This is a genomic window from Dysgonomonas sp. Marseille-P4361, assembly GCF_900343125.1.
In the GTDB taxonomy this organism is placed as follows: domain Bacteria; phylum Bacteroidota; class Bacteroidia; order Bacteroidales; family Dysgonomonadaceae; genus Dysgonomonas.
In genome coordinates this window covers 194,058-219,004 of sequence record NZ_OPYL01000005.1, presented here as the reverse complement: position 1 = coordinate 219,004, position 24,947 = coordinate 194,058, and the positions used below count along the sequence as shown (strand labels likewise).

The following is a 24,947-nucleotide window of genomic DNA, read 5'->3' as shown; positions in this document are numbered from 1 at the left end:
AGATTTATCATGAAAAACATCATCAAGACATTAACCTGTATCTTTACTATATTCTTAATATACAACTGCTCCTCAAACAACAAAGTTTATACTGTCGTAGAACAGATGCCATCTTATCCGGGAGGAGAAGCTGCTATGCACAAATTCATACATAAAAATCTAAGATACTCTGCAATAGGAGAAGAATATGCTATACAAAGCCGTATAGTACTCCGGTTTGTTATATCTAAAAAAGGGAAAATCAAAGATATAGAAAAAGTAAAGGACATGGGTAATCCTTTGGCAGACTCTCTTATCAAAGTTGTAAAAATGATGCCTGATTGGAACCCCGGCAAACAGAACGGAAAAACTGTTGATGTTTACTACACTCTTCCTATGCTGATACACTTACGGTAAAAAAGAATTATTCTAAAGCTCTATTTCCAGGTAATAGAATAAGCCAATCCTATATTTAATGCGCTGTGACCGAAATTGCTTTTCACCTTATTTGCAATATTGTATGGAGTATAATGGTATTCGGCAAAAACACTCATTCTCTTATACTGAAGACTCACACCACCAAAAACATCAACTGTCTCAATTGATTCAACTTTATTTTGATCATCCTCATAGTCCCATTTCTCAACATCTGTCTGCAAAGCATTAAGACCAATACCAAGATAAGTACTGAATCTATATTTTTTTGAAAAAGTTTTCGATTTTCTACAACGTAATGACATATTAAAAAGGAAGTCTCCTTCTGTCTCATAATAGCTCCCATCCATCTTATAATCAAACTTCCCTTTTTTCAGAGGAAGACCTAACTGAGCTCCTATATCAATTGTAATTTGATGTTTAACCGGAAATTTCAATACGAGTCCAAGAGTAGGTGCATAACCAAAAGCATCACTCAATTTCGCAAGTGGAGTCCACGAGCTAGCTTGAATTTCTATTTCTGGAGAGAATGAATCATCATCGTCTCCACGCTCAAAATAATCGACCTCTGAAGCATGATATGCATCATCAGGTAAATAGGGAATGCTCATTACCTGCTGCAACAATGCCGCAAGACCATATTCTTTCTGATTATAAGCAGGATTTCGTAAAACACAACTAACATATCGCCCCCTGAGCCCTTGAGCCAGATAATAATAAATCTGATATGGTTCATCATTATTTTTCATATTGCGAAATACTACTCTTCTCGCTATGGTAGGAACACCTTCAAAAAGAACCTCTATATCATTTTCTTCAATAATAGAGTAAAGAATCGAATCGAAGATCCGGATTCGATTGTCAATATCTAATATTGCTTCTTCTTTAGTAAGAAATTCAGACCACGAAATCTGAGCATCTCCACATGTTACCTTATGTGGTCTTGTCCATACACACTCATATCCTAACTGAATTTTCTGACCGACAAAGTCTATCGTACTTGCAGACCAACTATCTGAAATGAAATTATCTAATCGTTGTTCTAAAAAAGCCTGAACGAAAGCTCGCTCTATTACAAAATCTCGTTGATTATATGTTTTGAACTGTATTACTACAACCTCTCCTCCTAATTTATTAGCAAAATAAAGAGCCTGATTCACTTTCTCTCCTAGTCCATGTTCCGAGGGGATCTCTGATTCTACAATCCGACAATAAGCATTGCCTACAGCTTCATTATAATCGGCATATACTTCTCCCAATTGTATTTTTCGAGAGAGAGTCTCGTTGGAAGTCACAGTAATCAGATCAGCCGAAACTGAAGTTGTGTAAATATCATAGCCACGAAATTCAAGATATACATCTCCGTTACTTGTTTTTATTCCTTGCAATCCTGTGAAATTATACACTTCTTGTGAGAATGATATAATAGGAAATGCAATTAGAAGCAATAGGGAAAGAATATTTTTCATAAATAATGTGAAATTAGCTAGACTTCAAATATAAAATATTTCTTCTAAAAAGAATACAGATTGGTTCAACTAACGACTACGCAAAATATTTATATCGCCTCCCAATTTATATTTTTTACCTTCCGAGCCTTCAGCCTCTATTACATAATAATATACTCCTGTATTCACATAATTCCCTTTATACTTTCCATCCCAACCTTTTGCCGGATCTGTCCATTGATACAATCTTGTTCCCCAGCGATTAAAGATTGTACATTTAAACTTGACAATAGATTTATAAGCTACTTTAAACACATCATTAGATCCGGGAGAGTCGCCTGGTGAAAAATAATTTGGAACCTCTAAGGACGATTCAGAAATACTGAAAGATACACTGGTTGTATCCACACACATCGACGATTGCTCAGCCACTTCGAGTTTAACAAGATAGTCTCCCCATTCGTTAAATGTATAGCGAATATCTTTATCTGTATACCTAGCTATTGGAGTTTCCGGATCTTTCAAATTATATATAAACCATGTATAATAAGCTACTTGAGGTTCATTTCCATGACCTTTAAAATTGACTACAACAGGAGCAGAACCTCCCAATTCATTGTCGCCACCCACTTCATTATTTGACTCACGCCTTTCCTGCTCTGCCTCGATATAGGCTTTGACTGCTATAGCAGTATAGGGCTGAGATTCTATTTTCTTAAGCATATTAAAATGCCTTGCAAACTGATCTCCTTCCAAAATGAACTTCGTATCAACCAAAGGGGCTTCAATAAGCACCTCGGTACCTATTTCTTTTTCATCAAGTGTTATTCTCTCTTCTTTAAAGCTCTTCTCCTCAGCATTCCATTCCCTCTTATCATAAGACAATGTATATCTGCGAGGAATTGACCTCTTAGCACCATTCTTAGAAAAATAATGCAACTCGTCTTTTTTTTGTACAGATAATTTCAGATTCTCACACTTATCTTCATTTTCTATGGTCTCAATAGATATAAGTTCAGGCTGATGTTGCGAGTAATCTATAATCCACACAGCATCTTTTGGTTTTCCGTTCTCCTCTACAAAGTAACCATAACCATCAAGTAGACCTGAAACAACATATGTAGTCTCATTTCCCAAAGACGTATAAGAATATTCTAACTCTTCTTTATCTGTCAACGACTCTTTATAGCGATAAAACTTTACAGAAACAGCCGAAGATGTATAAGTAATGGTCGCTCCTGACAAAGTATTTAACAAGCATATCTTCTCTATTCCTGCCCCATTCAGATCTTCTGTATATTCATACAGTTTACCTACTCCACCCTCCACCTTATATTGGGCATATAAAGAATGGGTAAATACATTTATAAGTAACAATAGAAGTAACTTTTTCATAAAATCATCTTAAAAGAAAGAAACCCTCTATCTTTTAACGGACAGAGGGTTCTGATATTTTATAAAAGATTTATATTCTATAACGAGTGACTTAAAGAACACCCATTTTTTTGAATATTTTCTCTATCTTATCAAATGCAATATCTATTTGGTCTTTAGTATTTGTAGCCATCAATGAGAAACGAATCAAGGTATCAGCTGGAGATACAGCTGGAGACACTACCGGATTCACAAAAATTCCTTCTTCAAAAAGCATTTTTGTTATCATAAACGTTTTCTCATTATCTCTGATGAACAATGGTATAATAGGTGTAGACGTATGCCCTATTTCACATCCCATCTGACGGAAACCATCCAATGCATAATGAGTAATATCCCACAAATGCTTTATTCTTTCAGGCTCACTTATCAGAATATCCAAAGCGGCACTTGCAGCAGCAGTTGCAGCCGGAGTTATACTAGCTGTAAAGATATATGATCTTGAGTTGTGACGTAAATAATCTATCACTGTTTCATTAGCTGCAATAAAACCTCCAATAGAAGCCAAAGACTTACTGAATGTACCCATGATAAGATCAACATCATCAACAAGTCCACATTGTTCTACAAGTCCTTTACCACTATTATTAGAGCCTAAAACGCCTAAGCTATGTGCTTCATCTACCATTACGTTGGCATTATATTTTTTAGCCAATCTTACTATTTCAGGTAGATTTGCGACATCACCTTCCATACTAAACACTCCATCAACAACAATTAGCTTAACCTTATCAGGCTCGCATCTTTGCAGTTGCTTTTCCAGAGATTCCATATCATTATGACGGAATTTCAATTTAGTAGAAAAAGAGATTCTTGCTCCCTCAATAATAGAAGCATGGTCTAATTCATCCCAGAGGATATAGTCTTCACGTCCTGTTATACAAGACAAAACACCTTCGTTTACTCCAAAACCAGTTGAATAAACAATAGCATCTTCTTTACCTACAAACTTAGCTAGTTTTTTCTCTAGCTCAACGTGAATATCCAAAGTACCATTTAAGAAACGTGATCCAGCCATACCGGTTCCATATTTCTTTACAGCCTCGATAGCTGCCTCTTTCACTTTCGGATGATTAGTTAGTCCCAGATAGGCATTTGATCCAAACATCAATACCTTTTTACCATTAATGATAACCTCAGTATCTTGGTCGCTCTGGATTTCTCTAAAATAAGGGTAGATCCCCGCAGCTCTTGCGTTTCGTGCTGCATCGTACCGATATAACTTATCAGTTAATAAATTCATATTCAAATTATAACAAAGTAATATTATTATAACTGCATTTGTTAAGAACACATAATCTCACAAAAATGCAGGCTGCAAAAATAGCTAAAAAAAATAAGACTAGGTACTTTTTGTAATAATTATTTAAAAAAAGGCATTTTAAGACATTCTTTCTTTACATCTATCCAAACTATATTGCTTTTTTCTTAAATTTGCGGATTAGTCCTTATATATATTATATATAAAAGACTTTAGACTATATCTCACAAGGAGATAACGGATAGACTTTATGACAAAAAGAAAAAACAAGCATAACTTTTGGAAGCGCTTACATTTTAAGTACAGACTTTCGGTTGTTAATGAAAATACGTTGGAGGAAATATGGAAAATTAAGGCATCTATTTTTTCGGGTGCTATACTAATTCTTATTTTCGCCTCTTTCCTTGTTGCCATTACGTCCGTTCTAATCATAGCCACACCTATACGATACTATCTACCTGGCTATCTAGATGTTGAGGTAAGAGAAAAAGCTCTCCGTTCTGCTATCAAAGCAGATTCTTTGGAACAGCAGTTAAAGTTCCAGGAGGTATACATCAACAATATAAGAGATATATTTACAGGTGTTCGTTCAATCGATTCAGTAAAACAGATAGACACTGTATCTGTATCGGAAAACGATCCTCTACTTCAAAAATCTGAATTAGAAAAAGAATACACTAAGCGTTTCGAGGAAGAGGAAAAATACAATCTATCTGTACTATCGCAATCTTCGCAAACACCCATGGAAGGAATTGTATTCTTCAAACCTGTAAGCGGCTTGATAACCGACAAGTTCAACCCAGACACTGGTTCTTATGGAGTGAGAATGAGCATTTCGAAGAAAGAGACAGTATCTGCTACACTCGAAGGTTCTATAATTTTTGCCGGATACGATTTACACTCAGGAAACATGATACAAATACAACATAAAAACGGTTTTATTTCGATATATAAGAATTGCACTTTACTCCTCAAACAAATGGGAGACAAGGTTCGTACAGGTGAGGCTATCGCTATCATAGACAACAAAAAAGAGAAGGATGAGAAAGAAATCACTACTTCTTTTGAATTTGAGTTATGGTACAAAGGAGTGGCTCAAAACCCAGAGAATTATATATCATTTTAAATAATACTGAAAAAGGGAATTTATTTATATGAAACGAAATATTGCGATTCTAGGCTCTACAGGGTCCATTGGAACACAAGCATTAGATATAGTAAGAGAGCATCCCGAACAATTTGAGGTATATGCTCTGACTGCGAACGAAAATGTAGATTTATTAATAAAACAAGCCAGAGAATTTCTTCCCGAAGTTGTTGTTATTGCTAACGAGGGCAAATACGACATTCTCAAAGAAGCGCTGCATGATCTACCCATCAAAGTTTGGGCAGGCAGTGAGTCTATTGCACAAGTAGTGCAAAGTGAACCTATCCATGTTGTGCTTACAGCAATGGTTGGCTACTCAGGCTTAAAGCCGACGATTAATGCTATCAAAGCAGGAAAAGTAATAGCTTTGGCAAATAAGGAAACACTTGTTGTTGCCGGAGAGCTTATAACCTCTCTTGCCCTAGAGAACAAAGTCCCTATTTTGCCTGTAGATTCTGAACATTCTGCAATCTTCCAATGCCTGAACGGAGAACGCTCCCCTATCGAGAAAATACTTCTAACCGCGTCGGGAGGTCCTTTCAGAAATCATAGCATAGACGATCTAAGAAAAGTTACAAAAAGAGAAGCCTTAAAACATCCTAACTGGAGTATGGGAGCCAAAGTAACAATAGACTCAGCTTCGTTAATGAATAAAGGATTGGAAATGATCGAAGCCAAATGGCTTTTCGATGTAAATCCTGATCAGATCGAAGTTGTAGTTCATCCTCAATCCATCATACATTCGATGGTGCAGTTCGAAGATTCTTCAATCATTGCCCAACTTGGATTACCGGACATGCATTTGCCTATACAATACGCATTGACATATCCGAACCGCTTGAAGTCCAGCTTTGAGCGATTAGACTTTTTCAAGTTACAAACAATGACTTTCGAGAAACCTGATACAAACCGTTTCCGCAATCTTACATTTGCATTCGAAGCAGCCCGGATCAAAGGGAACATGGCCTGTACTATGAATGCAGCCAATGAAATTGCCGTTGCAGCCTTCCTTGAAGACAAAATCGGTTTTCTTGAAATGAGTGACATTATCGAAAAAACAATGCAAAAGACCAGTTTTGTACAAATGCCATCATACGATGACTACGTACAAACCGACAATGAAGCTCGCCACATAGCAAAAGAACTTATAAATTAACAGCATAACATTTAATGGAAACATTTTTAATCAAAGCATTACAACTAATTCTTAGTTTATCCATACTCGTTATTATTCACGAATTCGGACATTTTCTTTTTGCCCGTATTTTTAAAATAAAAGTTGAGAAATTCTATCTTTTCTTCAACCCTTGGTTTTCTTTATTCAAATACAAGCCTAAAAACAGCGATACCGAATATGGTATTGGTTGGGTACCACTAGGAGGCTATGTTAAAATAGCCGGTATGATTGACGAATCGATGGACAGAGAGCAGATGGCACAACCGCCACAGCCTTGGGAATTCAGGTCTAAACCTGCATGGCAAAGATTATTGGTTATGGTAGGAGGTGTATTATTTAACTTCATTCTTGCCATCATCATTTTTGCTATGATGCTTTTTGTGTGGGGAGATACTTATATTCCTCTCAAGAATGTAAAACAAGGAATGTATTTTTCAGAAGCAGCCCAGGCTGGTGGATTCCAAGAAAAAGACATCCTTATCAGTGCCGACGGAAAAGAAATAGCTCAGGGAAGAGGTGTTTTAGACATGAATTCTTTAATGAATTTCATCGATGCTAAAACGATACAAGTAGAACGTAACGGACAATTAGTTGATATAGATCTTCCTGATGATTTTGCTGACAATGTGATCAATTCTCGCATTGCCCCTTTTGACTTTTGGTTATCTCCTGCTATAGATAGTATTGCTCCAAAAACTGAAGCAAGCCGATTAGGATTACTGAAAGGTGACAGCATTGTTGCTTTAAATTCTGAGCCTATCACATCTTTCAACAAACTGCGCAGTATTATTTCGAAGCTTAGTGAAGACCTGGAGAATGATGAAATAAAACCAGTGGAGATTACTTTCTATCGTGACACACTAAAACAGACTGTAACAGCAAATATTGACACGTCTGGAGTTGTTGGTATAACTACAAAAACAATCCCTTTTACGAAAGTCGATTTACGGACAGATAAATATAGCTTTTTCGCATCGTTTCCTGCCGGGATAACCATGGGAGTAAATACACTAAAAGCCTATGTTGCTCAGATGCGATTTGTATTCAGCAAAGAAGGGGTTAAAAACCTAGGTGGATTTGGGGCAATCGGTAATCTGTTCCCTCCGGTTTGGAACTGGCAACTATTCTGGACTATGACTGCATTCCTTTCTATTATACTTGCGTTTATGAATATCCTCCCAATCCCTGCTCTCGATGGAGGCCATATCATGTTCCTTCTGTACGAAGTTATTACCAGACGACAGCCGAGCGAGAAGTTCATGGAATATGCGCAAATAACCGGAATGTTATTCTTACTGTTATTACTTGTCGTTGCTAATGGTAACGACCTGATTAGACTTATTTTTGGATAAACCTAATTTACAATTATGAACACTGTTACCGAACTTATCAATAAAGACAATAGAACAGCATTCTCTTTCGAGATACTACCTCCGTTGAAAGGGAATGACATACAAAAGGTGTATAATATTATAGACAAACTAATTGAGTTTGATCCTAAATATATAAATATCACGACCCATCACAGCGAGTACAAAGATCAGGAAATGTCCGATGGATCGGTAAAGAGAGTAAATATTCGTAAACGTCCGGGGTCTGTGGCTATCGCAGCATCTATACAACACAAGTATAATGTTACTGCAATTCCACACATGATATGCAAAGGATTTTCTAAAGAAGAGACTGAGTATGCACTGATAGACCTAAACTTTCTACGTGTACACAATTTACTGCTGCTTCAAGGTGATTCTAAACGCTTAGCCCCTGAACAGATATACCCAAATCAGAATGAGTATGCTACAGATTTACAGTTGCAAGTAAACAACTTTAACGAAGGTATTTCTGAAGATGGATCTCTTTTCGAGAAAAATTTAACACCTTTCTCCTATGGAATGGCATGCTATCCGGAGAAGCACGAAGATGCACCAAGTATGGAATCTGATATTTTCTATATGAAGAAGAAAGCCGAGAATGGTGCTGAATATTTCGTTACTCAAATGTTCTTCGACAATGAGAAATACTTCTCGTTTGTAGACAGATGTAGGAAAGAAGGAATAACTCAGCCTATTATACCAGGTGTTAAACCTATCGTATTAATGAACCAGTTAGAAGTTCTTCCTCGCATATTTCAATCAAGCATACCTGAAGAGTTTGCAATAGAACTTCGCAAATGTAAAACTGACGAAGAAGCCAAAGAGATAGGCATAGAATGGGGCATTAAGCAATGTAAAGAACTTATTGCTCATGGAGTACCTAGTTTACATTTTTATTCACTAATGGCTACAGAGAGCGTACGCCGTATCGCAAAAGAAATTTATTAAAAAAAGAGAAGAAAAGGAGATATACTAGATGCTTTTTAAAGATATCATAGGACAACAGGAAATAAAAGACAGACTTGTGAGAACAGCCAAAGAAGGCTTTATACCACATGCCCAACTTTTCTGTGGCCCCGAAGGTGTAGGCAAGCTACCTCTAGCAATTGCCTATGCTCAATATCTTAATTGCGAAGATCCTTCCGAAAACGACTCGTGCGGAAGATGTTCTTCCTGCATTAAATATAATAATTTAGCACACCCCGATTTACATTTCGTTTTTCCGATTGTAAAAAAAGCGGCAAAAAAGAAAGAAGTCTGTGACGATTATATAACCGAATGGAGAGATTTCATTAAGACAAGTGCCTACTTCAATCTCAGCCAATGGTTAGAATATATAGAAGCTGAAAATTCGCAAGGATTAATCTATGCAAAAGAAAGCGAAGAAATAATCAGAAAACTTAGCCTAAGAATATATGAGGCTAAGTATAAAATAATGATTATATGGCTTCCTGAAAAGATGCATGAATCTTGTGCCAACAAGCTGCTAAAAATAATAGAAGAACCTACAGACAACACAGTTTTTCTTTTAGTCTCCGACACTCCGGACAATATTATCACAACAATACAATCCAGATGTCAGCGCATTAACATCCATGGTGTAGACAAAGCGGCTATCATTCAGACATTAAGCGGCGATTACAACCTTTCGTCAGAAGATGCAGAGAATATTGCCCATCTGTCCAACGGGAGCTTTTTAAAAGCATTAGAAACGATAAGCCTAAACGAAGAGCATAAATTCTTTTTCAATCTGTTTGTACAGATGATGCGTGCTTCCTATGCCCGAAACATCAAAGAAATAAAAACTATAGGAAATGAATTGGGCGGTATAGGGCGAGAAAATCAAAAAAGTTTCTTAGCTTACTGTCAGAAAATGGTTCGAGAATACTTTGTAAGTAATCTGAAGCAAGCAGAAATGATCTATTTAGCTCAGGATGAAGCTAACTTCGGCATACGGTTTTCTCCTTTTATAAATGAAAAGAACATCATAGGCTTCATGGATGAATTAGCCTTAGCGGAAAGACATATTGAACAGAATGTAAATGCTAAAATGGTATTTTTCGATCTGTGCCTAAAAATAACAATGTTGATAAAACAATAAATAAATATAAACCCACAAAGCCGTTAAAGGGGCTTTGTTTTAGAAACTTTTTTAAACAACAAATATGAATCAAAATAATCAAGATAAGCCATTACCTTTCGATTGCCAAGGAACATGTAAAACCCCTATTGGATGCACATGTAGCAAAGCAAACAAGAAAGCCGCCACTACTGAAAGTGAAGAAGCTCCTATAGTATATCCTTCATTTCGTCCAGCCCCAGCCAAAACATGTGGATGTAAATCGAAAAAAGGCGGATGCTGTAGTGGCAAAAACAAATTAGAAGTATACAATTGGCTAGAAGATCTACCTGAGACTCCTGAAGGATCACAAATGGTAGAAGTTCAGTTCAAAAACACCCGTAAAGGATATTACCTAAACAGTAATAATATTGAGGTTTACAGAGGAGATATAGTTGCTGTGGAAGCGACACCCGGACATGACATTGGTGAAGTAACCCTCACGGGAAAGCTAGTGCAGCTGCAAATGCTAAAAAACAACTACAGAGGTGAGACTAAACGCATTTATCGTATCGCTAAGCCAAATGATATAGAGAAATGGGAAGAAGCAAAATCGAGAGAACATAAAACAATGCTTCGTGCCAGAGAGATTGCAGAAGAACTAAATCTCAACATGAAAATCAGCGATGTTGAATTTCAAGGAGATGGAAATAAAGCTATATTCTATTACATTGCCGACGAACGCGTTGACTTCCGACAACTGATTAAAGTTTATGCTTCTGAATTTCATGTAAAAATTGAAATGAAGCAAATTGGAGCTCGCCAAGAAGCTGGCAGGGTTGGAGGAATTGGTCCTTGCGGAAGAGAGCTTTGTTGCTCTAGTTCGATGTCTAACTTTGTATCTGTATCTACTTCTGCTGCCCGTTTACAAGACATTCCTCTGAATCCTCAAAAACTGGCAGGGCAATGTGGAAAGCTTAAATGTTGCTTAAACTTTGAAGTGGACACCTATGTAGAAGCTCAACGCAAATTACCTCCCAGAGATATTCCTCTTGAAACCAGAGACTCTTCTTATTATCATTTCAAAACTGATATTCTGTCTGGAATGATCTCATACTCTACTGACAAGAATTTTGCGGCTAACATCGTCACTATTCCAAAAGACAGAGTATATGAAATTATAAGAATCAATAAGCAAGGGAAAAAACCAGAACACCTTGCAGATGATAGACAGAGCCAGGAAGAGAAACCTGTTTCTTACGACATCTTACAAGAAAATATAAATAGATTCGACGATAGTGGAAATAACTCTAACAATGCTAGACGCAATAAAAAGAAGAAATTATCGAAGAATAAACAGCAGGGTGAGAAACAAGAAAACTCTCCTATTGCTAATAATGAAAATAATAGAAACAAAGGACAAGAGAGAGACAACAGAAGAGGAAATAACAATAAACAACAACCGAATAGGAATCAAACAAGGCCTACAACTCCTGTAAACCCAACCCAACCTCAGGGTGAACGTGAACAGCAGCCTCAACAAGCCGATTCAAATAACCCAAAGAGAAATAATAATTTCAGGAATAACCGAAATAAAAACAGAAACAGATCGAATAAGAATGACAAACCCGATCAGAAAAATCCTGAAGCATAATATATTATTCAGTTTATTCTGCTTAACATTTTGTCTCTTCACTTCTTCTTGTGGAGAGCAAAATATTGTTTATTCCGACTTTCACGAATTTAGGGATGCTGGATGGGAACAAAAAGAAATGGTTTCTTTCGAAATAGACTCTTCTTTTTTTGAACTAAACATTCCCTATACTCTGAGTTTAGAGCTTACCAATAATGTGAATTATCCATATAAAAACATTTGGGTCTTTACTCAATGTGATATCGATAACGACTCTACCTTTACTCCGCTTTCGAAAGAGATTTCCCTTGCTACTGATTTTGGAAAATGGTTGGGATCGGGGTTCGGAACACTGTATCAGTCTTCGTTTATTCTCCAGAATAATGTTATCTTTAAAGAGAAACGCAATTACTCTATAAAAATAGAGCATGGGATGCAAGATGAATCATTGAACGGAATAGAAAAAGTAGGAATAAAACTATATAAAAAATAAATATACCTCATCTAAATACGACTAATATGCAGCTAATAGACGGAAAGGCAATATCAGCCCAAATAAAAAAAGAAATTGCACAAGAAGTATTGCAAATAAAGGAACAAGGAGGGAAAACTCCTCATCTGGCAGCAATACTAGTAGGCCATGATGGCGGTAGCGAGACTTATGTGGCAAGCAAAGTCCGTACATGTGAAGAAGTAGGCTTTAAATCTACTTTAATACGCTTCGAGGACAATGTTTCTGAAGAAGAATTACTGGCGTGCGTAGACCGTTTAAACAACGATAATGATGTAGACGGTTTTATTGTGCAACTACCTTTACCCAAGCACATTTCGGAGCAAAAGGTAATTGAAGCGATTGACTATAGAAAAGATGTAGATGGTTTTCATCCTATAAATGTAGGACGTATGTCGATAGGACTTCCATGTTTCCTTTCCGCAACCCCTTCAGGAATAATGGAATTATTGAAGAGATACAATATTCCTACTCAGGGAAAACACTGTGTAGTTCTTGGGCGTAGCAACATTGTAGGTAAACCTGCTGCAACCCTTATGATGCAAAAAGGATATCCCGGAGATGCAACCGTTACTGTTTGCCATAGCAGAACCTCAAACATCAAAGAGATTTGTTTGAGTGCTGATATTATTATCGCAGCATTGGGTGTTCCTGAATTCCTAAAAGGAGATATGGTAAAAGAAGGTGTAGTGGTTATTGACGTTGGCACAACACGTGTACCTTCGACCGAAACTAAATCAGGTTTTAAGTTGAAAGGAGATGTAGCCTTTGATGAAGTTTCTCCAAAAGCATCATTTATTACACCCGTTCCTGGCGGCGTAGGACCGATGACTATTATTTCCTTGATGAAGAATACTTTATTAGCCGGCAAAAAAGAAATTTATAAGTAAGAAATTTCTCTCATTATACAGAAAAGCCGTTTACAGACATCTGTAAATGGCTTTTTCTTTTTATTTATAGGGCGTAAGATTATTTAACAAAATTGATGCCAAAATTACTCGATTTCGTTAAACTATTTTAAACAACATATTTTTCAGTCTATTTTGTTTGGAATATATCTTTTCAGCACCTACCTTTGTAATGTGTTTTTCATAGTATTAGATTTAAGGTTAACAATGAAGATTGGTTGTCGGGATGACAACCTTTTCTTTTTTATATCAGTACTGTTTAGAGGGAAAACACTGATTAATAGCTTATAGTTTCTTCTCTATAAAGATACTCTACAGTAAAAAAGGAATGAAAAATCAAGATAAAATCTGCATCTGTATAGGTTCTTGTATATCCCTTTTTTTAAAAAAAGAGTGAGTTTTTTGACAAAATCCTTTAATCACTAAAACTAATACACTAACTTTGCACAAAGGCTTAAAAAGCCAATTGAAATGAGTTACAGCATTTATTTCGTAGCTGAAAAAGCATTGAAAAAAGCTACAGGAGAAACTGCACAATTGAGAATAGAATTAGTCATCCGTAAGACTGGATTCAACAGATTACCAAAAGCCCTTCAATACTCTGTTAATACAAAAGAATGGGATAATAAAAGAAAACGTTTAAAGAGTTCAAGTTCTTCAGCAGTAGAACTAAATCCTTTGCTCGATGCAATGCAAAGTAGACTCGAAAAACAAGCTTTTTTATGGGAGATACAAGGAACAAGCTGGACTCCCAATCAATTAAGGGATTCTCTTAAAGAGAATCAAAATTGTATTTCTGGCACTAACGAAGAAATTAAGTACTGGATAGACTATCAAATCAATTATTTCTCTAACAAGGAAAGGCTTAAGAATGGTGAAGTGTTAAAAGGCTCTTCCAACTCTAGAAATTACCAATGGTTAAAGAATACTTTGGAAGCTTTTACTTTGGAAGTTTACAAGAAAGATCTCTCAGTAATAACCTTTTGTGATATCACGAAAGATTTTTTACGAGCCTATTGTAAGTATATACAAGAGAAAGCAAGAGAGAAAGGAAACAAAGGCGGATTACGCAATAAGATTTCAAATCTGAAAGCCGTATTCAGAAAGGCTTTAGAAAACGATGTAGAAGGCATTAATATGAATATCTTTAGCGTCGCGAAAGGATACCTTGCAAGTTCTAAAACAACGCCTAAAACGATCTCAAAATATTCATTTGAGCGCATCAGGGATATCGACAGGAGTCTACTTTCTAAAAAAGAATGTTTCTGGCTTGATCTATTTCTCTTCAGTTACTATACTGGAGGGATGGCTAATGTAGATGTATGCTATCTGAATAAGTCTTGCTTGAAAGATAGTCACATTGAATATGAACGCCACAAATGCATCAGGAAAGCATATCCAGCATATTTAGTGCAAGCTAAAGAGATTGTGAATAGGTATAATGCAGAAGCTTACGACAACTATGTATTTCCAATATTCAGCCATAAGCAAAAGACTGATAAACAGAAAAGTGGTAAAGTAGAAAGGGTAACACTCAAGGTAAATAAAACTTTAGTCAAAATATGCTCTATTCTTTATATATCAGAAAAAGTAACTTGGTATTCTGCTAGAGGTACTTATATCACTAATATGCTTAACTCAGGAATACCAGCACATCTAGTAGGAGACCAAGCAGGAAACTCACCTAGGATAATAGAAAAGCACTATTACCATATAGTAGAGAACGAGCGAAAAGGAGTCGCCGAAAAAATTAGACAAGCTATTTAAACTTTCGGGAGCAAAAATCCTATTCTATTATAAGGAAGGAATCAATCTCACCCTTTACATAGAGATTAAAGAAGGTAAGTATGAACGGTACACAACCAGTATGCTAGTAAGCTTATCTTGATCCTCCCTTGACACGCTTTCATTGTACAAAGGTAATGTACGACTTCAAAGGGGGGATGAAAGCCTGTACGACCCATACTATTCTATATATAGCTATGGGGAGGGGGTTGAGTATACTTTTTATACTAAAAAGCATACTATCTTTCCCTCAAAAGTCAAAGTTATGTCTTAAATATAGAAACAGCTTACTTGCATAATAACTTTATGTAGGTAAGCTGTTTTTTGTTATGAAATCTTGTATAGATAAGTATTTCAAGTATTTTTGTAAGTAAAAAAATACTCGATGAAAAATATATCAATACTTATAATACTAATAGTTGCTTTGAATAGTGTTTCTTGTAAAGAAGAATCTTTCTATGCTAATATTGAAGAAATTTCAGTCATAAACGAAATGAATTGTTGGGATAGTTATGAGAAACTATTGTTGCAGGTAGAGCATAATAAAAAAGAGAGTAGAAAAACTGCCATAGAAAAGGAGATACAAGAAGTAAGAGAACAAGACATGACTGTAGGTGAAAGGTATGCCTATATGGATACTTGGATGCCCTATCTCGAAGAGTCTGAGAAGAAAGGTAAAGAATCATTATATAATAATATTGATGTTATCAATCTTATTCGAAATGATAGTCTTTTAAAGCAGCTAGAGGAAGGTCGAAAAATGCTTTCTGAATCATTAGAGCCATTTAAAAGTAAAGTTCCTTTCTTTTATGGTGATTTGATATACATAGGTGAACGTACAACTGACTACAAATACTATTATCAAGGAAATTGGGGCTTTTCTTATCAAGATAACAGCAATTCATTTTTACGATTGTCTCAGTTTGCTTATAACAATATATATTGTACTGAGATTCCTAAATTTTATTCAAGTCTTGGTGACATTTTAAAAGACAAATATTCGTTGCTAGAGAATTCAGACGTAGAAGAAAAAGATATTTTAAAGTTACATGAGATATTAGTATCCATAGACTCTATAGATAAAAAGTTGTGGTTAGCAAAAGAATACAAAAATACTAAATTGAGAATAGATGAAACTCAAAAAGATTGGCAGTTAAATAATAAGCATAAACAAAAAGTGGATAGCCTTTTTAGAAATTAAATAAAGATAGGGTCGTGATTTAATTATAGTTGTTACACTATCACCCCCTCCTAGACATTGATTTATTTGATATAGTTATATTTTTACTATAAAAATCAGACTTTAAAAAAAAGCTAAATTATATATATCGAATACGTTACGAGGAGGATACCCTCCTCGTTTTTTACTTTTATTAGTTTTATAATAATTATTAGAAACATTTTAGATAGGATATGTGAATACCCTATTTTACCTCAACATTATCAAAAACCTATATTATATATGTATTGATAAAGTTTCTTTCAGTTATGTATACTAAAAAAACATACAGTTGAGAGCACTGGAGTAATGTCTTTTTTATACCTTTGTAACTAGATATAATACAGTCCGTTGTGCTAGGTTTTATGTGCACGCCACAGTACTGTTCTAAATAATAGTATAAATCGCTTTTGTGTATACAATTTTGTATATAGTTTCAAACAGAGGTTTGTTAAATAACTGATATATAAAGACTAAAAATCACAAATCAGATTGTCGGGATGACAACCTTTTCTTTTTTTATAGCAATCCATAAAAAAGCTCCCCCATAAGATAAAACAAATGAGAGAGCATTCTATATAAATACAACTTATAACTACTATTTAATGCGCTTAGCTTGAAGAGTATATTCCCCTGATTTTAACAAGAACCCTAATTTGTCGGCTTTCTTATATTTAGCATCAACAATATTTTGTTTTTCATTCGGAGACTGATTATTAATCAAAACCTGCTCTTTATAATCTTTAGGCAAGTACACTAACGCTTCTGTTCCATCAGGAATACTCACGTTTAGTGTAAACGTATTACCATCTTTCATAAATTCCGACTTGATTAGACCTTTAACAGTAGGTACAGATATAGATGCCGAGTTAAACGATGCCGGATCAGGCTCTATCTTAAATAAATCATAACCAGCTTTCATAGGAGCTATACCACACAAATACTGACTTATTACAGTCAAGGCTCCCCCACTCCATGCATGATTGGTCGTTCCTCCACCGTATCCTCCAACTTCCCAACCCTCAAAGAGAGTTGTATAATCTTTAGAATTAACCATTGGTGAAAACCTTCTCTCTACACGTTGCAATGCATATTCGCCATATCCCATTTGGAAAAGAGCTTCCATCACATATTTTTCCATATATGGGCTAGCATGCCATTGTGTTTTAAATACCTCAAACAGTTGACTATATTTTTTAGGCTCTGCTATTCCCGAAATAACGGCCATTGCATGCACTCTGTCGTCTGTATCTTTCTCATACGAAGGATGGCGATAACACTTTCCATCCCAACATTTATTATAAGCATCTTTAATTTTCTCCATTAGGCTGCGATACTCCTTAGCATCTTCTTTATGCCCTAATATATCTGCCATCTTAGCCGTACTATTCAATGCTATATAATGCCATCCTGCAAGGATAAGTCTTTCGTCAATATTATCCCCCCAGTCTCCCCATGACCAGTCACCTGCTCGATATTCTGTCAGACCTGTATCATCCAACTTCCACACACCCAAATATCTTTTTACACTTGGATATACTCTCGCTAAGATCTCTTCATCACCGGTATTCATATAGTAATTCCAAAACCCATACTCACCAATGCTTGCCAGCATTTGTGCTGGAAGTTCATTTGAGTAATTACCTGCAGGGATAGGAGAAAATAAAGTTCCGTCTTCTCTTTGCCAATCAACAAGCTCAAGGATTGCTTTCCTCATTAAAGCATGAGCAGAGGTTGAATAGGTATAGAAGCTCTCTCCCATAAGCACAACAACATCCCCCCACCATTGGGCACGCTCTCTGTCGGGGCAGTCATAATAAGTATCACGCATATTTATATACAGAGTTCTCAAACCTTTCTCCCAGAACTTCATATAAAATTCATTATCGCAAGAGAAAGAACCATCAACTTGAGTATCATACCCAGTCTCTCTATACTTTATATTATTAACGACAACTTCTTTTGGACATTTTATAATGATCTTTTGCCCATTTAGCCACCCGATAGATTCATATTCCTGCTTGCCACTCTTTGTGATATATTCGGCACGAAGATTAGTATCACTTCCACCATATAGGTGATCTGTCTCTATCTCAATTAAACTTCCCCCTTTTTCATCCGACACATCCAATATCGGAGTCATCTGCATATTATAAGGAAGGGATGCCGTATATACTATTTTTCCATCTTTCTCTTCTTTAGTAAAAGAAGCTGACTTGACACCAAAATCTTTCCAAAATGGAATTGGTCTTTTTACAAGAGCATTCCAAGGAGCATCTCCCCAACTTCCTATTTCTACAGAAGTTTTAAAATCATATTTTTCGAAGTCATTACTAGATTGCCATCCTACAATATCTTTTTCGGCATTAAAGCGAATGTTCGATTCCGGCAATCGGAAGTTAGGTAATGGTTCTCCAGTATTCTCATACGCAGGATGGACACGACTCATCCACGAGGCATCACTCACATAGTGTTGACCATCTACATCCATATCAAAGATCAGCCCAGCTTTTCCACTGTCTTTATGAGAAAAACCCTCTTTCCCAAAATACCACATCAGAATAGATATTTGGTTCTCTCCTTCCTTCAAAAAAGGTGCTAGATTCAACTCATCATAATAAGTATCTGTAGGATTAGGACCTCTTTTCAATCCTCCTTCAAAAACAGCTAACTCGCCATTTATCCAAAGCCAGTATTTACTATCTACTGCTATTTTGGTAAAAGCTTCTTTAGGGACTTCTTTCAGATTTATGTCTTTTCGGAATGCGATCCATCTATTGGGTGCATCTACTCCTTCTACATTCGCCGTTATCCATTTCGCCAACACAGGTTCGTTGGGAGATGTTTTACAGCCTACTAAAACTGAGATAATTAAAAACAAGAAAATCTTTTTCATAGTTTAAGTGTATATATCATGGAAAATAAATAGAATTTACTCTTTTGAGATAAGTATGGGCATTAAACATATCAAACCTTAAATATAAGAAATATTATAAAACTCACCTCCTTTTCTCGACTAAAAGCCGTAACATAGACAAAATGTAGTCCGATTCTAATAGCAAGTATATTAAATGGTTTTTATACCTTTACTTATAAAAATAAAGATTAGCATATGGAATTTAGGAGTAAAATAAATATACCACCATCTAATATCTCCATTTCTCACAAAGAGCATCTATTGGCTTTTGGGTCTTGCTTTTCTGAGAATATCGGAAGACTTTTATATGAAAATAAATTTAATATCAATTCTAATCCTTTTGGCATTCTATACAATCCCAAGTCGATAAGTCAGGCTATAAATCGGATCATTGAGGGTAAAACTTTTACTGAAAATGAAATCATTTACCATAATGGGCTTTATCATAGTTTTTGGCATCATGGAGATTTCTCTTCCGCAGACAAGCTTACATGCATAAACAGAATAAACGACGCTTTAACAACGGCAACTTGCAGTATAAAAAAAGCAGACATTCTTATCATTACATTTGGTACAGCTTATGTTTTTCAGGCTAAAGAATTGAATCTTATTGTTGGTAATTGTCATAAATTACCGGCATCGACCTTCAGTAGATATCGTTTAGACATTCACTCGATAGTAGAAGATTGGAATACTTTAATAAGGATGCTACGAGAAATAAACCCTAACCTAAAAATTATATTCACCGTCAGTCCTATCCGCCACCTTAAAGATGGCGCTCACGACAATCAGTTGAGTAAAAGTATCCTTCTCTTGGCTATCGATCAACTAATCAGAAACAATGAAGGAACATCTTACTTCCCATCTTACGAGATTGTTCTGGACGAACTAAGAGATTATCGATTCTACAACGAAGACATGACGCACCCTACTCTTCTTGCGGTCAAGTACATATGGCAACGATTCTCTGAAATGTTCTTCAACGAAGACACAGCTCAAATCATTAAGGAATGGGCTAAAATAAACAATGCTTTAAATCACAGAGCAATTAATGCGGATAGCACAGAGCATAAGGATTTTTTAAAGCAAACTTTGTTAAAACTACAAGCCTTCAACAAAAAATATCCATACATTTGTTGTAAGAAAGAGATTACTAAATTGGAGAAAATTCTATCACAAACAATCAGGGAGAAATGAAGTACTCTATACAAAAAATAGCTCAGATTTTAGAGGCTATACCTACTGATCTTCACAAATGTGAAGTAAGCATTCTACTGACAGATAGCAGACAGGTATTTTTCCCGTCCGAAACTTTATTCTTTGCACTAACAACCAAAAATAATGATGGTCACAAATATGTATCCGAGTTATACGACTTAGGCGTTCGCAACTTTGTTGTTTCTTGTTTACATGCAGAGTGGGAACCCTATACAGATGCTAATTTTCTGGTAGTTGTCAATCCTCTAGAAGCATTACAACGCTTATCCGCTTACCACCGTCAGCAGTTCAACATTCCTGTAATTGGCATTACTGGAAGTAATGGAAAAACTATTGTAAAAGAATGGTTATATCAGGTTCTTCATCATAATTATAATATATCTCATTCTCCCCGTAGCTATAATTCTCAGATAGGAGTTCCCTTATCTGTCTGGCAAATTAATAACCATACCCAACTTGGCATCTTCGAAGCTGGAATATCTCAGACAGAGGAAATGTCTAAACTCGAAGCGATCATTCATCCTACAATCGGCATTCTCACCAATATAGGACAGGCACATCAAGAAGGCTTTAAATCCATGAAACAAAAGTGTCTGGAAAAACTAGAGCTCTTTATTCATTGCGATGTCATTATTTGCGAAGAAGAAAACAAACTTATTGACGAATGCATGGAAATAGCCTGTCTGTCGCACAAAAGATTGACGTGGTCTAAAAAAGGATCTCCCGATAGCCCAGTACATATTCTTAAAATCAAGAAGAACGAGTTTTCTTCAACAATTCATTATTCTATCCTTGATTTTGTTTCAGAATTTACGATTCCATTCAACGATGACGCTTCGATCGAGAATGCTATACACGTATTAGCTACAGCTATATACCTACATATCCCTATTAAGGATATAAATGAACGCATGGCAACTTTAGAACCTGTAGCCATGCGATTAGATGTTCGTCAGGGGAAAAATAACATTACATTAATTAATGATTCTTACAATTCAGATATTAACTCGCTAAACATAGCTCTAGATTTTCTTGTACAAAGAGCGACCGTCAAAGATCAAAAGAAAGCCCTGATAATATCAGATATTCCCCAATCAGGACTACAATCTAAAGAGTTGTACTATCTGGCTTCAAATCTGATAAAAAATAAGAAAATAGATCTACTCATTGGAATAGGAAAAGAAATTTCAGCTCATCAATCAATGTTTGTCGATATTGAAAGCTATTTTTATGAGACAACCGATTATTTCATTCACTCCAATCTTTGGCACGATTTCCATGACATGTTTATACTACTGAAAGGGGCAAGAAGCTTTTCTTTCGAGAACATCAATAAACTTCTGGAAGTAAAAACACATGAAACCGTCTTAGATATTGATTTAGATGCTATCGTGCACAATTTCAATTTCTATAAATCGAAGTTAAAACCCGGCACAAAAATGATTTGTATGGTCAAGGCTGACGGATATGGTACTGGTGCTCCCGAAATTGCAAAAACATTACAATATCACAAATGCGACTACCTTTCCGTTGCTATAGCAGAAGAAGGCGTATCGCTTCGTAAGCAAGGAATCAAAGTTCCAATTATTGTTCTGAACTCTGAGGTCGGAGGCTTTGAAGAACTAGCAACATACGGTCTCGAACCCGAAGTGTATAATTTCAGGATCCTTGATGCTTTTATCCGAGAGGCCAAGCTTCAAGGGATAAACAATTACCCTATACATATAAAGATAGATACGGGAATGCATCGTCTTGGCTTTACAGAAGAAGATGTTCCTGAACTTTTACAAAAAATAAAAGAACAAACAGGAGTCCGTATTCAATCCATATTCTCTCACCTTGCGGCGAGCGAAAGCTGGGATTTTGACGATTTCACTTTGGAACAAATCAGCACTTTCAAAAAAACAGCAAAACAAATAGAGGATGGGATGCAATACCCTATCATGAAGCATATCCTAAACTCGGCCGGTATAGAACGTTTCCCCGAAGAGCAATTGGATATGGTACGCTTAGGAATTAGTCTTTACGGCGTAAGCGCTAGCGGACTTAAAGGCTTACGGAATGTTTGTTCACTAAAAACAACAATATTACAAATCAAGCATATTAAAGCTGGGGAAACCGTTGGTTATGGACGCAAAGGTCATTTCGATTACGATGCCACAATAGCCACTATCCGTATTGGCTATGCTGATGGGCTTAGTCGCCAATTTGGAAATGGTGTTGGGAAAGTTCTTATCAATGGACAAATGGCTCCTATAGTTGGCAATATATGTATGGATTTATCTATGGTTGATATTACAGGACTCGATGCAAAAGAAGGGGATACAGTACATATCTTTGGAGAAAAACCTTCTGTTATTGATCTTGCGCAAGAGATTGATACTATCCCGTACGAGATATTAACCTCTATATCTAACAGGGTAAAACATATATATTACAAAGAATAATATTTACTATTCGTATATTCAGAAACACCTCTATGCATATAGGGGTGTTTTTATTTTTAGCCTTTCAAGGATGAAATATTCGTAAAAAAGTATTGCCATATTCTTTTATCTTATATCTTTACATATAGATAGTAAATAAAGAAAACAATACTATTATTTAACAATATTGATATCAACTGTAAAGACACAAGCATGACTAGAAAGACATCTTCACCTAGCCTTAGTATCAAATTGATAATATGGGCATTTTTTTTAGGCTTTGCGGGAATAATGCTATTTTTAGCGTATAAAGACATTATTTCATATTGGTGGTCTCTTATTCCTTTAGCACTATTAGCATTAGCTTTTTACGACAGTTTCATACAACAGAAACGAGCTTTGCTACGTAACTTTCCGGTACTAGCTAGGCTTAGATATCTTTTTGAATCTGTCAGACCTGAGTTCAGACAATACTTTTTTGAAGGAGAGTTAGATGGAAAACCATTCAACCGTCGTCAGCGTTCCATTGTTTACCAACGAGCCAAGAATGAAAAGCAAACTATCTCTTTTGGTATGCAAGATGACCCTGAAAGAATAGGTTACGAATGGGCAGCCCATTCCATATACACAAAAAAAGCTTCTATTGAGAGTTTCAGGGTAAATGTAGGTAATGCTCAATGTAAACAACCATATAGCCTAAGCGTATTAAATATAAGCGCTATGAGCTACGGAGCATTGAGTAAAACTGCCGTTACAGCCCTCAACGAAGGAGCTAAAATGGATAACTTTGCACACAACACTGGTGAAGGTGGTATAAGTGAATACCACTTACAAGGGGGGGACCTTATTTGGCAAATAGGAACAGGTTATTTTGGATGTCGAGATGAAAATGGAAATTTCTCGCCTGAGCTATTCAAAGAAAAGGCGAATCTTCCAAACGTTAAAATGATCGAGATAAAAGTATCTCAAGGGGCTAAACCCGGACACGGAGGGTTACTACCAGCCGAGAAAAACTCACCTGAGATAGCCAAAATAAGAAACGTTCCACCATATACGGAAATCCACTCTCCTACTTCCCACAGCGCATTTTCTGATGCCAAAGGTTTATTAAACTTCATTGCTCAACTAAGAGAGCTTTCGGGAGGCAAACCTGTTGGTTTCAAAATTTGTATTGGTAGACAAAGCGAATTTTGTGACATACTAGACGCTGCATTAGAAACTAATATCATACCTGACTTCATCACTGTGGATGGAGCCGAGGGGGGAACAGGTGCTGCTCCTCTTGAGTTTATTGATAGTCTGGGAATGTCTCTTTCCGATTCGCTAGCTTTCGTATCAACTGAAATGACGAAGCGTAATCTAAAGAAACAAATCTCAATTATTGCTTCTGGAAAAATCATCACGGCCTTCGATATTGCTAAAGCCTTGGCTCTTGGGGCTAATGCTTGCTACAGCGCCAGAGGAATGATGTTCTCGTTAGGATGCATACAAGCCCTTCGTTGCGACAGTGGAGAATGTCCGGTAGGGATTGCAACACAAAACAAAAATCTATACAAGGGGCTAAATGTGGCAAACAAGAGCGTACGTGTAGCCAATTTCCACCGAAATACATTATTCTCTTTAGCTGAATTTATTGGAGCATGCGGAGTGGATAAATTAGAGGATATTAAACCATGTTTCTTCTTCAAACGAACTGAATACAATCAGAACAAGAGTTTTGACGACATGTACTTTTACAATTATAAGAAAAAGAAAAAGCATACGATAGAGCAAGATCAATTACAGGTCAATTAGGCTAAAATAAAGTACTATTTAAATAAAATCCTCTTTCTTAGAATATAGAAAGAGGATTTTATTTAAATATCAATAATACAGACGAATTAGAAATGAACCTTTCCTCTTTATAAATGTTAAATTATAGTAAACACAAAGAAATGCTTTTATTATTTTAAAAAGTATTTTATTTTTGCATTCAGTTTTTTAGTTGCATAAACAATTAATAAAACAAAACAGACAC

At 36.0% G+C, this 24,947-nt stretch carries 18 protein-coding genes; 14 read left to right on the top strand and 4 right to left on the bottom strand.

Going from position 1 to position 24,947, the window contains the following annotated elements; all coding sequences use genetic code 11:
- Positions 1 to 9 precede the first annotated feature (9 nt).
- Positions 10 to 396, top strand: coding sequence for an energy transducer TonB (locus tag DHU68_RS11160; protein WP_108823069.1), 387 nt, complete (start codon positions 10 to 12; stop codon positions 394 to 396).
- Positions 397 to 416: 20 nt separating this feature from the next.
- Here DHU68_RS11160 and DHU68_RS11155 read toward each other — a convergent pair whose 3' ends face one another.
- The 3 genes from DHU68_RS11155 to DHU68_RS11145 all read right to left on the bottom strand — a co-directional run bounded on the left by DHU68_RS11155 (position 417) and on the right by DHU68_RS11145 (position 4,539).
- Positions 417 to 1,883: a hypothetical protein gene (locus DHU68_RS11155; protein WP_108823068.1), complete on the bottom strand. Its 1,467-nt coding sequence runs from the start codon at positions 1,881 to 1,883 to the stop codon at positions 417 to 419.
- Between the two features lie 69 nt (positions 1,884 to 1,952).
- On the bottom strand, positions 1,953 to 3,257 hold the full coding sequence (locus DHU68_RS11150; protein ID WP_108823067.1) for a gliding motility-associated C-terminal domain-containing protein: 1,305 nt from the start codon (positions 3,255 to 3,257) through the stop codon (positions 1,953 to 1,955).
- Positions 3,258 to 3,348: 91 nt separating this feature from the next.
- Positions 3,349 to 4,539: a pyridoxal phosphate-dependent aminotransferase family protein gene (locus DHU68_RS11145; RefSeq protein ID WP_108823066.1), complete on the bottom strand. Its 1,191-nt coding sequence runs from the start codon at positions 4,537 to 4,539 to the stop codon at positions 3,349 to 3,351.
- A gap of 268 nt (positions 4,540 to 4,807) precedes the next feature.
- Here DHU68_RS11145 and DHU68_RS11140 point away from each other — a divergent pair, with 268 nt between their 5' ends.
- From DHU68_RS11140 to DHU68_RS11095, 10 genes are all read left to right on the top strand, one after another.
- On the top strand, positions 4,808 to 5,683 hold the full coding sequence (locus tag DHU68_RS11140) for a murein hydrolase activator EnvC (RefSeq protein WP_108823065.1): 876 nt from the start codon (positions 4,808 to 4,810) through the stop codon (positions 5,681 to 5,683).
- Between the two features lie 28 nt (positions 5,684 to 5,711).
- The gene (locus DHU68_RS11135) at positions 5,712 to 6,860 is read left to right on the top strand and encodes a 1-deoxy-D-xylulose-5-phosphate reductoisomerase (RefSeq protein WP_108823064.1); all 1,149 of its coding nucleotides are present in this window, start codon (positions 5,712 to 5,714) and stop codon (positions 6,858 to 6,860) included.
- Between the two features lie 14 nt (positions 6,861 to 6,874).
- Entirely contained in the window at positions 6,875 to 8,233 is a 1,359-nt protein-coding gene (rseP, locus tag DHU68_RS11130; RefSeq protein ID WP_108823063.1) for an RIP metalloprotease RseP, read from the top strand.
- A gap of 15 nt (positions 8,234 to 8,248) precedes the next feature.
- On the top strand, positions 8,249 to 9,202 hold the full coding sequence (locus DHU68_RS11125) for a methylenetetrahydrofolate reductase (protein ID WP_108823062.1): 954 nt from the start codon (positions 8,249 to 8,251) through the stop codon (positions 9,200 to 9,202).
- A gap of 28 nt (positions 9,203 to 9,230) precedes the next feature.
- Positions 9,231 to 10,355 carry a DNA polymerase III subunit delta' gene (holB, locus tag DHU68_RS11120; protein ID WP_108823061.1) on the top strand — a complete coding sequence of 375 codons (1,125 nt, stop codon included), beginning with the start codon at positions 9,231 to 9,233 and terminating at the stop codon, positions 10,353 to 10,355.
- 64 nt (positions 10,356 to 10,419) lie between these two features.
- Positions 10,420 to 11,967: a regulatory iron-sulfur-containing complex subunit RicT gene (ricT, locus tag DHU68_RS11115; RefSeq protein ID WP_108823060.1), complete on the top strand. Its 1,548-nt coding sequence runs from the start codon at positions 10,420 to 10,422 to the stop codon at positions 11,965 to 11,967.
- Positions 11,933 to 12,439: a gliding motility lipoprotein GldH gene (locus tag DHU68_RS11110; RefSeq protein ID WP_108823059.1), complete on the top strand. Its 507-nt coding sequence runs from the start codon at positions 11,933 to 11,935 to the stop codon at positions 12,437 to 12,439. The genes ricT and DHU68_RS11110 overlap by 35 nt, the downstream gene beginning before the upstream one ends.
- 26 nt (positions 12,440 to 12,465) lie before the next feature.
- Entirely contained in the window at positions 12,466 to 13,347 is an 882-nt protein-coding gene (gene folD, locus DHU68_RS11105) for a bifunctional methylenetetrahydrofolate dehydrogenase/methenyltetrahydrofolate cyclohydrolase FolD (protein WP_108823058.1), read from the top strand.
- A 489-nt stretch (positions 13,348 to 13,836) separates the two neighbouring features.
- On the top strand, positions 13,837 to 15,132 hold the full coding sequence (locus DHU68_RS11100; protein ID WP_108823057.1) for a phage integrase SAM-like domain-containing protein: 1,296 nt from the start codon (positions 13,837 to 13,839) through the stop codon (positions 15,130 to 15,132).
- 403 nt (positions 15,133 to 15,535) lie between these two features.
- A complete protein-coding gene (locus DHU68_RS11095; protein WP_108823056.1) occupies positions 15,536 to 16,351 on the top strand; it encodes a hypothetical protein in 816 nt (271 codons plus the stop codon).
- A 616-nt stretch (positions 16,352 to 16,967) separates the two neighbouring features.
- Here the strand turns inward: DHU68_RS11095 and DHU68_RS11090 are convergent.
- Positions 16,968 to 19,265 (bottom strand): alpha-L-rhamnosidase C-terminal domain-containing protein, encoded by a 2,298-nt coding sequence (locus DHU68_RS11090; RefSeq protein WP_108823055.1) that lies wholly within the window; start codon positions 19,263 to 19,265, stop codon positions 16,968 to 16,970.
- 216 nt (positions 19,266 to 19,481) lie between these two features.
- Between DHU68_RS11090 and DHU68_RS11085 the strand changes: the two genes are divergently transcribed.
- The 3 genes from DHU68_RS11085 to DHU68_RS11075 all read left to right on the top strand — a co-directional run bounded on the left by DHU68_RS11085 (position 19,482) and on the right by DHU68_RS11075 (position 24,724).
- Positions 19,482 to 20,483: a GSCFA domain-containing protein gene (locus DHU68_RS11085; RefSeq protein ID WP_108823054.1), complete on the top strand. Its 1,002-nt coding sequence runs from the start codon at positions 19,482 to 19,484 to the stop codon at positions 20,481 to 20,483.
- On the top strand, positions 20,480 to 22,951 hold the full coding sequence (locus DHU68_RS11080; RefSeq protein ID WP_108823053.1) for a bifunctional UDP-N-acetylmuramoyl-tripeptide:D-alanyl-D-alanine ligase/alanine racemase: 2,472 nt from the start codon (positions 20,480 to 20,482) through the stop codon (positions 22,949 to 22,951). The genes DHU68_RS11085 and DHU68_RS11080 overlap by 4 nt, the downstream gene beginning before the upstream one ends.
- 192 nt (positions 22,952 to 23,143) lie before the next feature.
- A complete protein-coding gene (locus DHU68_RS11075; RefSeq protein WP_108823052.1) occupies positions 23,144 to 24,724 on the top strand; it encodes an FMN-binding glutamate synthase family protein in 1,581 nt (526 codons plus the stop codon).
- The last annotated feature ends 223 nt before the right edge of the window (positions 24,725 to 24,947 follow it).

What these genes read in the sequence shown, in the direction of transcription:
- DHU68_RS11160 (WP_108823069.1), top strand. Translation starts at nt 10, where the DNA reads ATGAAAAACATCATCAAGACATTAACCTGTATCTTTACTATATTCTTA.
- DHU68_RS11155 (WP_108823068.1), bottom strand. Translation starts at nt 1,883, where the DNA reads ATGAAAAATATTCTTTCCCTATTGCTTCTAATTGCATTTCCTATTATA.
- DHU68_RS11150 (WP_108823067.1), bottom strand. Translation starts at nt 3,257, where the DNA reads ATGAAAAAGTTACTTCTATTGTTACTTATAAATGTATTTACCCATTCT.
- DHU68_RS11145 (WP_108823066.1), bottom strand. Translation starts at nt 4,539, where the DNA reads ATGAATTTATTAACTGATAAGTTATATCGGTACGATGCAGCACGAAAC.
- DHU68_RS11140 (WP_108823065.1), top strand. Translation starts at nt 4,808, where the DNA reads ATGACAAAAAGAAAAAACAAGCATAACTTTTGGAAGCGCTTACATTTT.
- DHU68_RS11135 (WP_108823064.1), top strand. Translation starts at nt 5,712, where the DNA reads ATGAAACGAAATATTGCGATTCTAGGCTCTACAGGGTCCATTGGAACA.
- rseP (WP_108823063.1), top strand. Translation starts at nt 6,875, where the DNA reads ATGGAAACATTTTTAATCAAAGCATTACAACTAATTCTTAGTTTATCC.
- DHU68_RS11125 (WP_108823062.1), top strand. Translation starts at nt 8,249, where the DNA reads ATGAACACTGTTACCGAACTTATCAATAAAGACAATAGAACAGCATTC.
- holB (WP_108823061.1), top strand. Translation starts at nt 9,231, where the DNA reads ATGCTTTTTAAAGATATCATAGGACAACAGGAAATAAAAGACAGACTT.
- ricT (WP_108823060.1), top strand. Translation starts at nt 10,420, where the DNA reads ATGAATCAAAATAATCAAGATAAGCCATTACCTTTCGATTGCCAAGGA.
- DHU68_RS11110 (WP_108823059.1), top strand. Translation starts at nt 11,933, where the DNA reads ATGACAAACCCGATCAGAAAAATCCTGAAGCATAATATATTATTCAGT.
- folD (WP_108823058.1), top strand. Translation starts at nt 12,466, where the DNA reads ATGCAGCTAATAGACGGAAAGGCAATATCAGCCCAAATAAAAAAAGAA.
- DHU68_RS11100 (WP_108823057.1), top strand. Translation starts at nt 13,837, where the DNA reads ATGAGTTACAGCATTTATTTCGTAGCTGAAAAAGCATTGAAAAAAGCT.
- DHU68_RS11095 (WP_108823056.1), top strand. Translation starts at nt 15,536, where the DNA reads ATGAAAAATATATCAATACTTATAATACTAATAGTTGCTTTGAATAGT.
- DHU68_RS11090 (WP_108823055.1), bottom strand. Translation starts at nt 19,265, where the DNA reads ATGAAAAAGATTTTCTTGTTTTTAATTATCTCAGTTTTAGTAGGCTGT.
- DHU68_RS11085 (WP_108823054.1), top strand. Translation starts at nt 19,482, where the DNA reads ATGGAATTTAGGAGTAAAATAAATATACCACCATCTAATATCTCCATT.
- DHU68_RS11080 (WP_108823053.1), top strand. Translation starts at nt 20,480, where the DNA reads ATGAAGTACTCTATACAAAAAATAGCTCAGATTTTAGAGGCTATACCT.
- DHU68_RS11075 (WP_108823052.1), top strand. Translation starts at nt 23,144, where the DNA reads ATGACTAGAAAGACATCTTCACCTAGCCTTAGTATCAAATTGATAATA.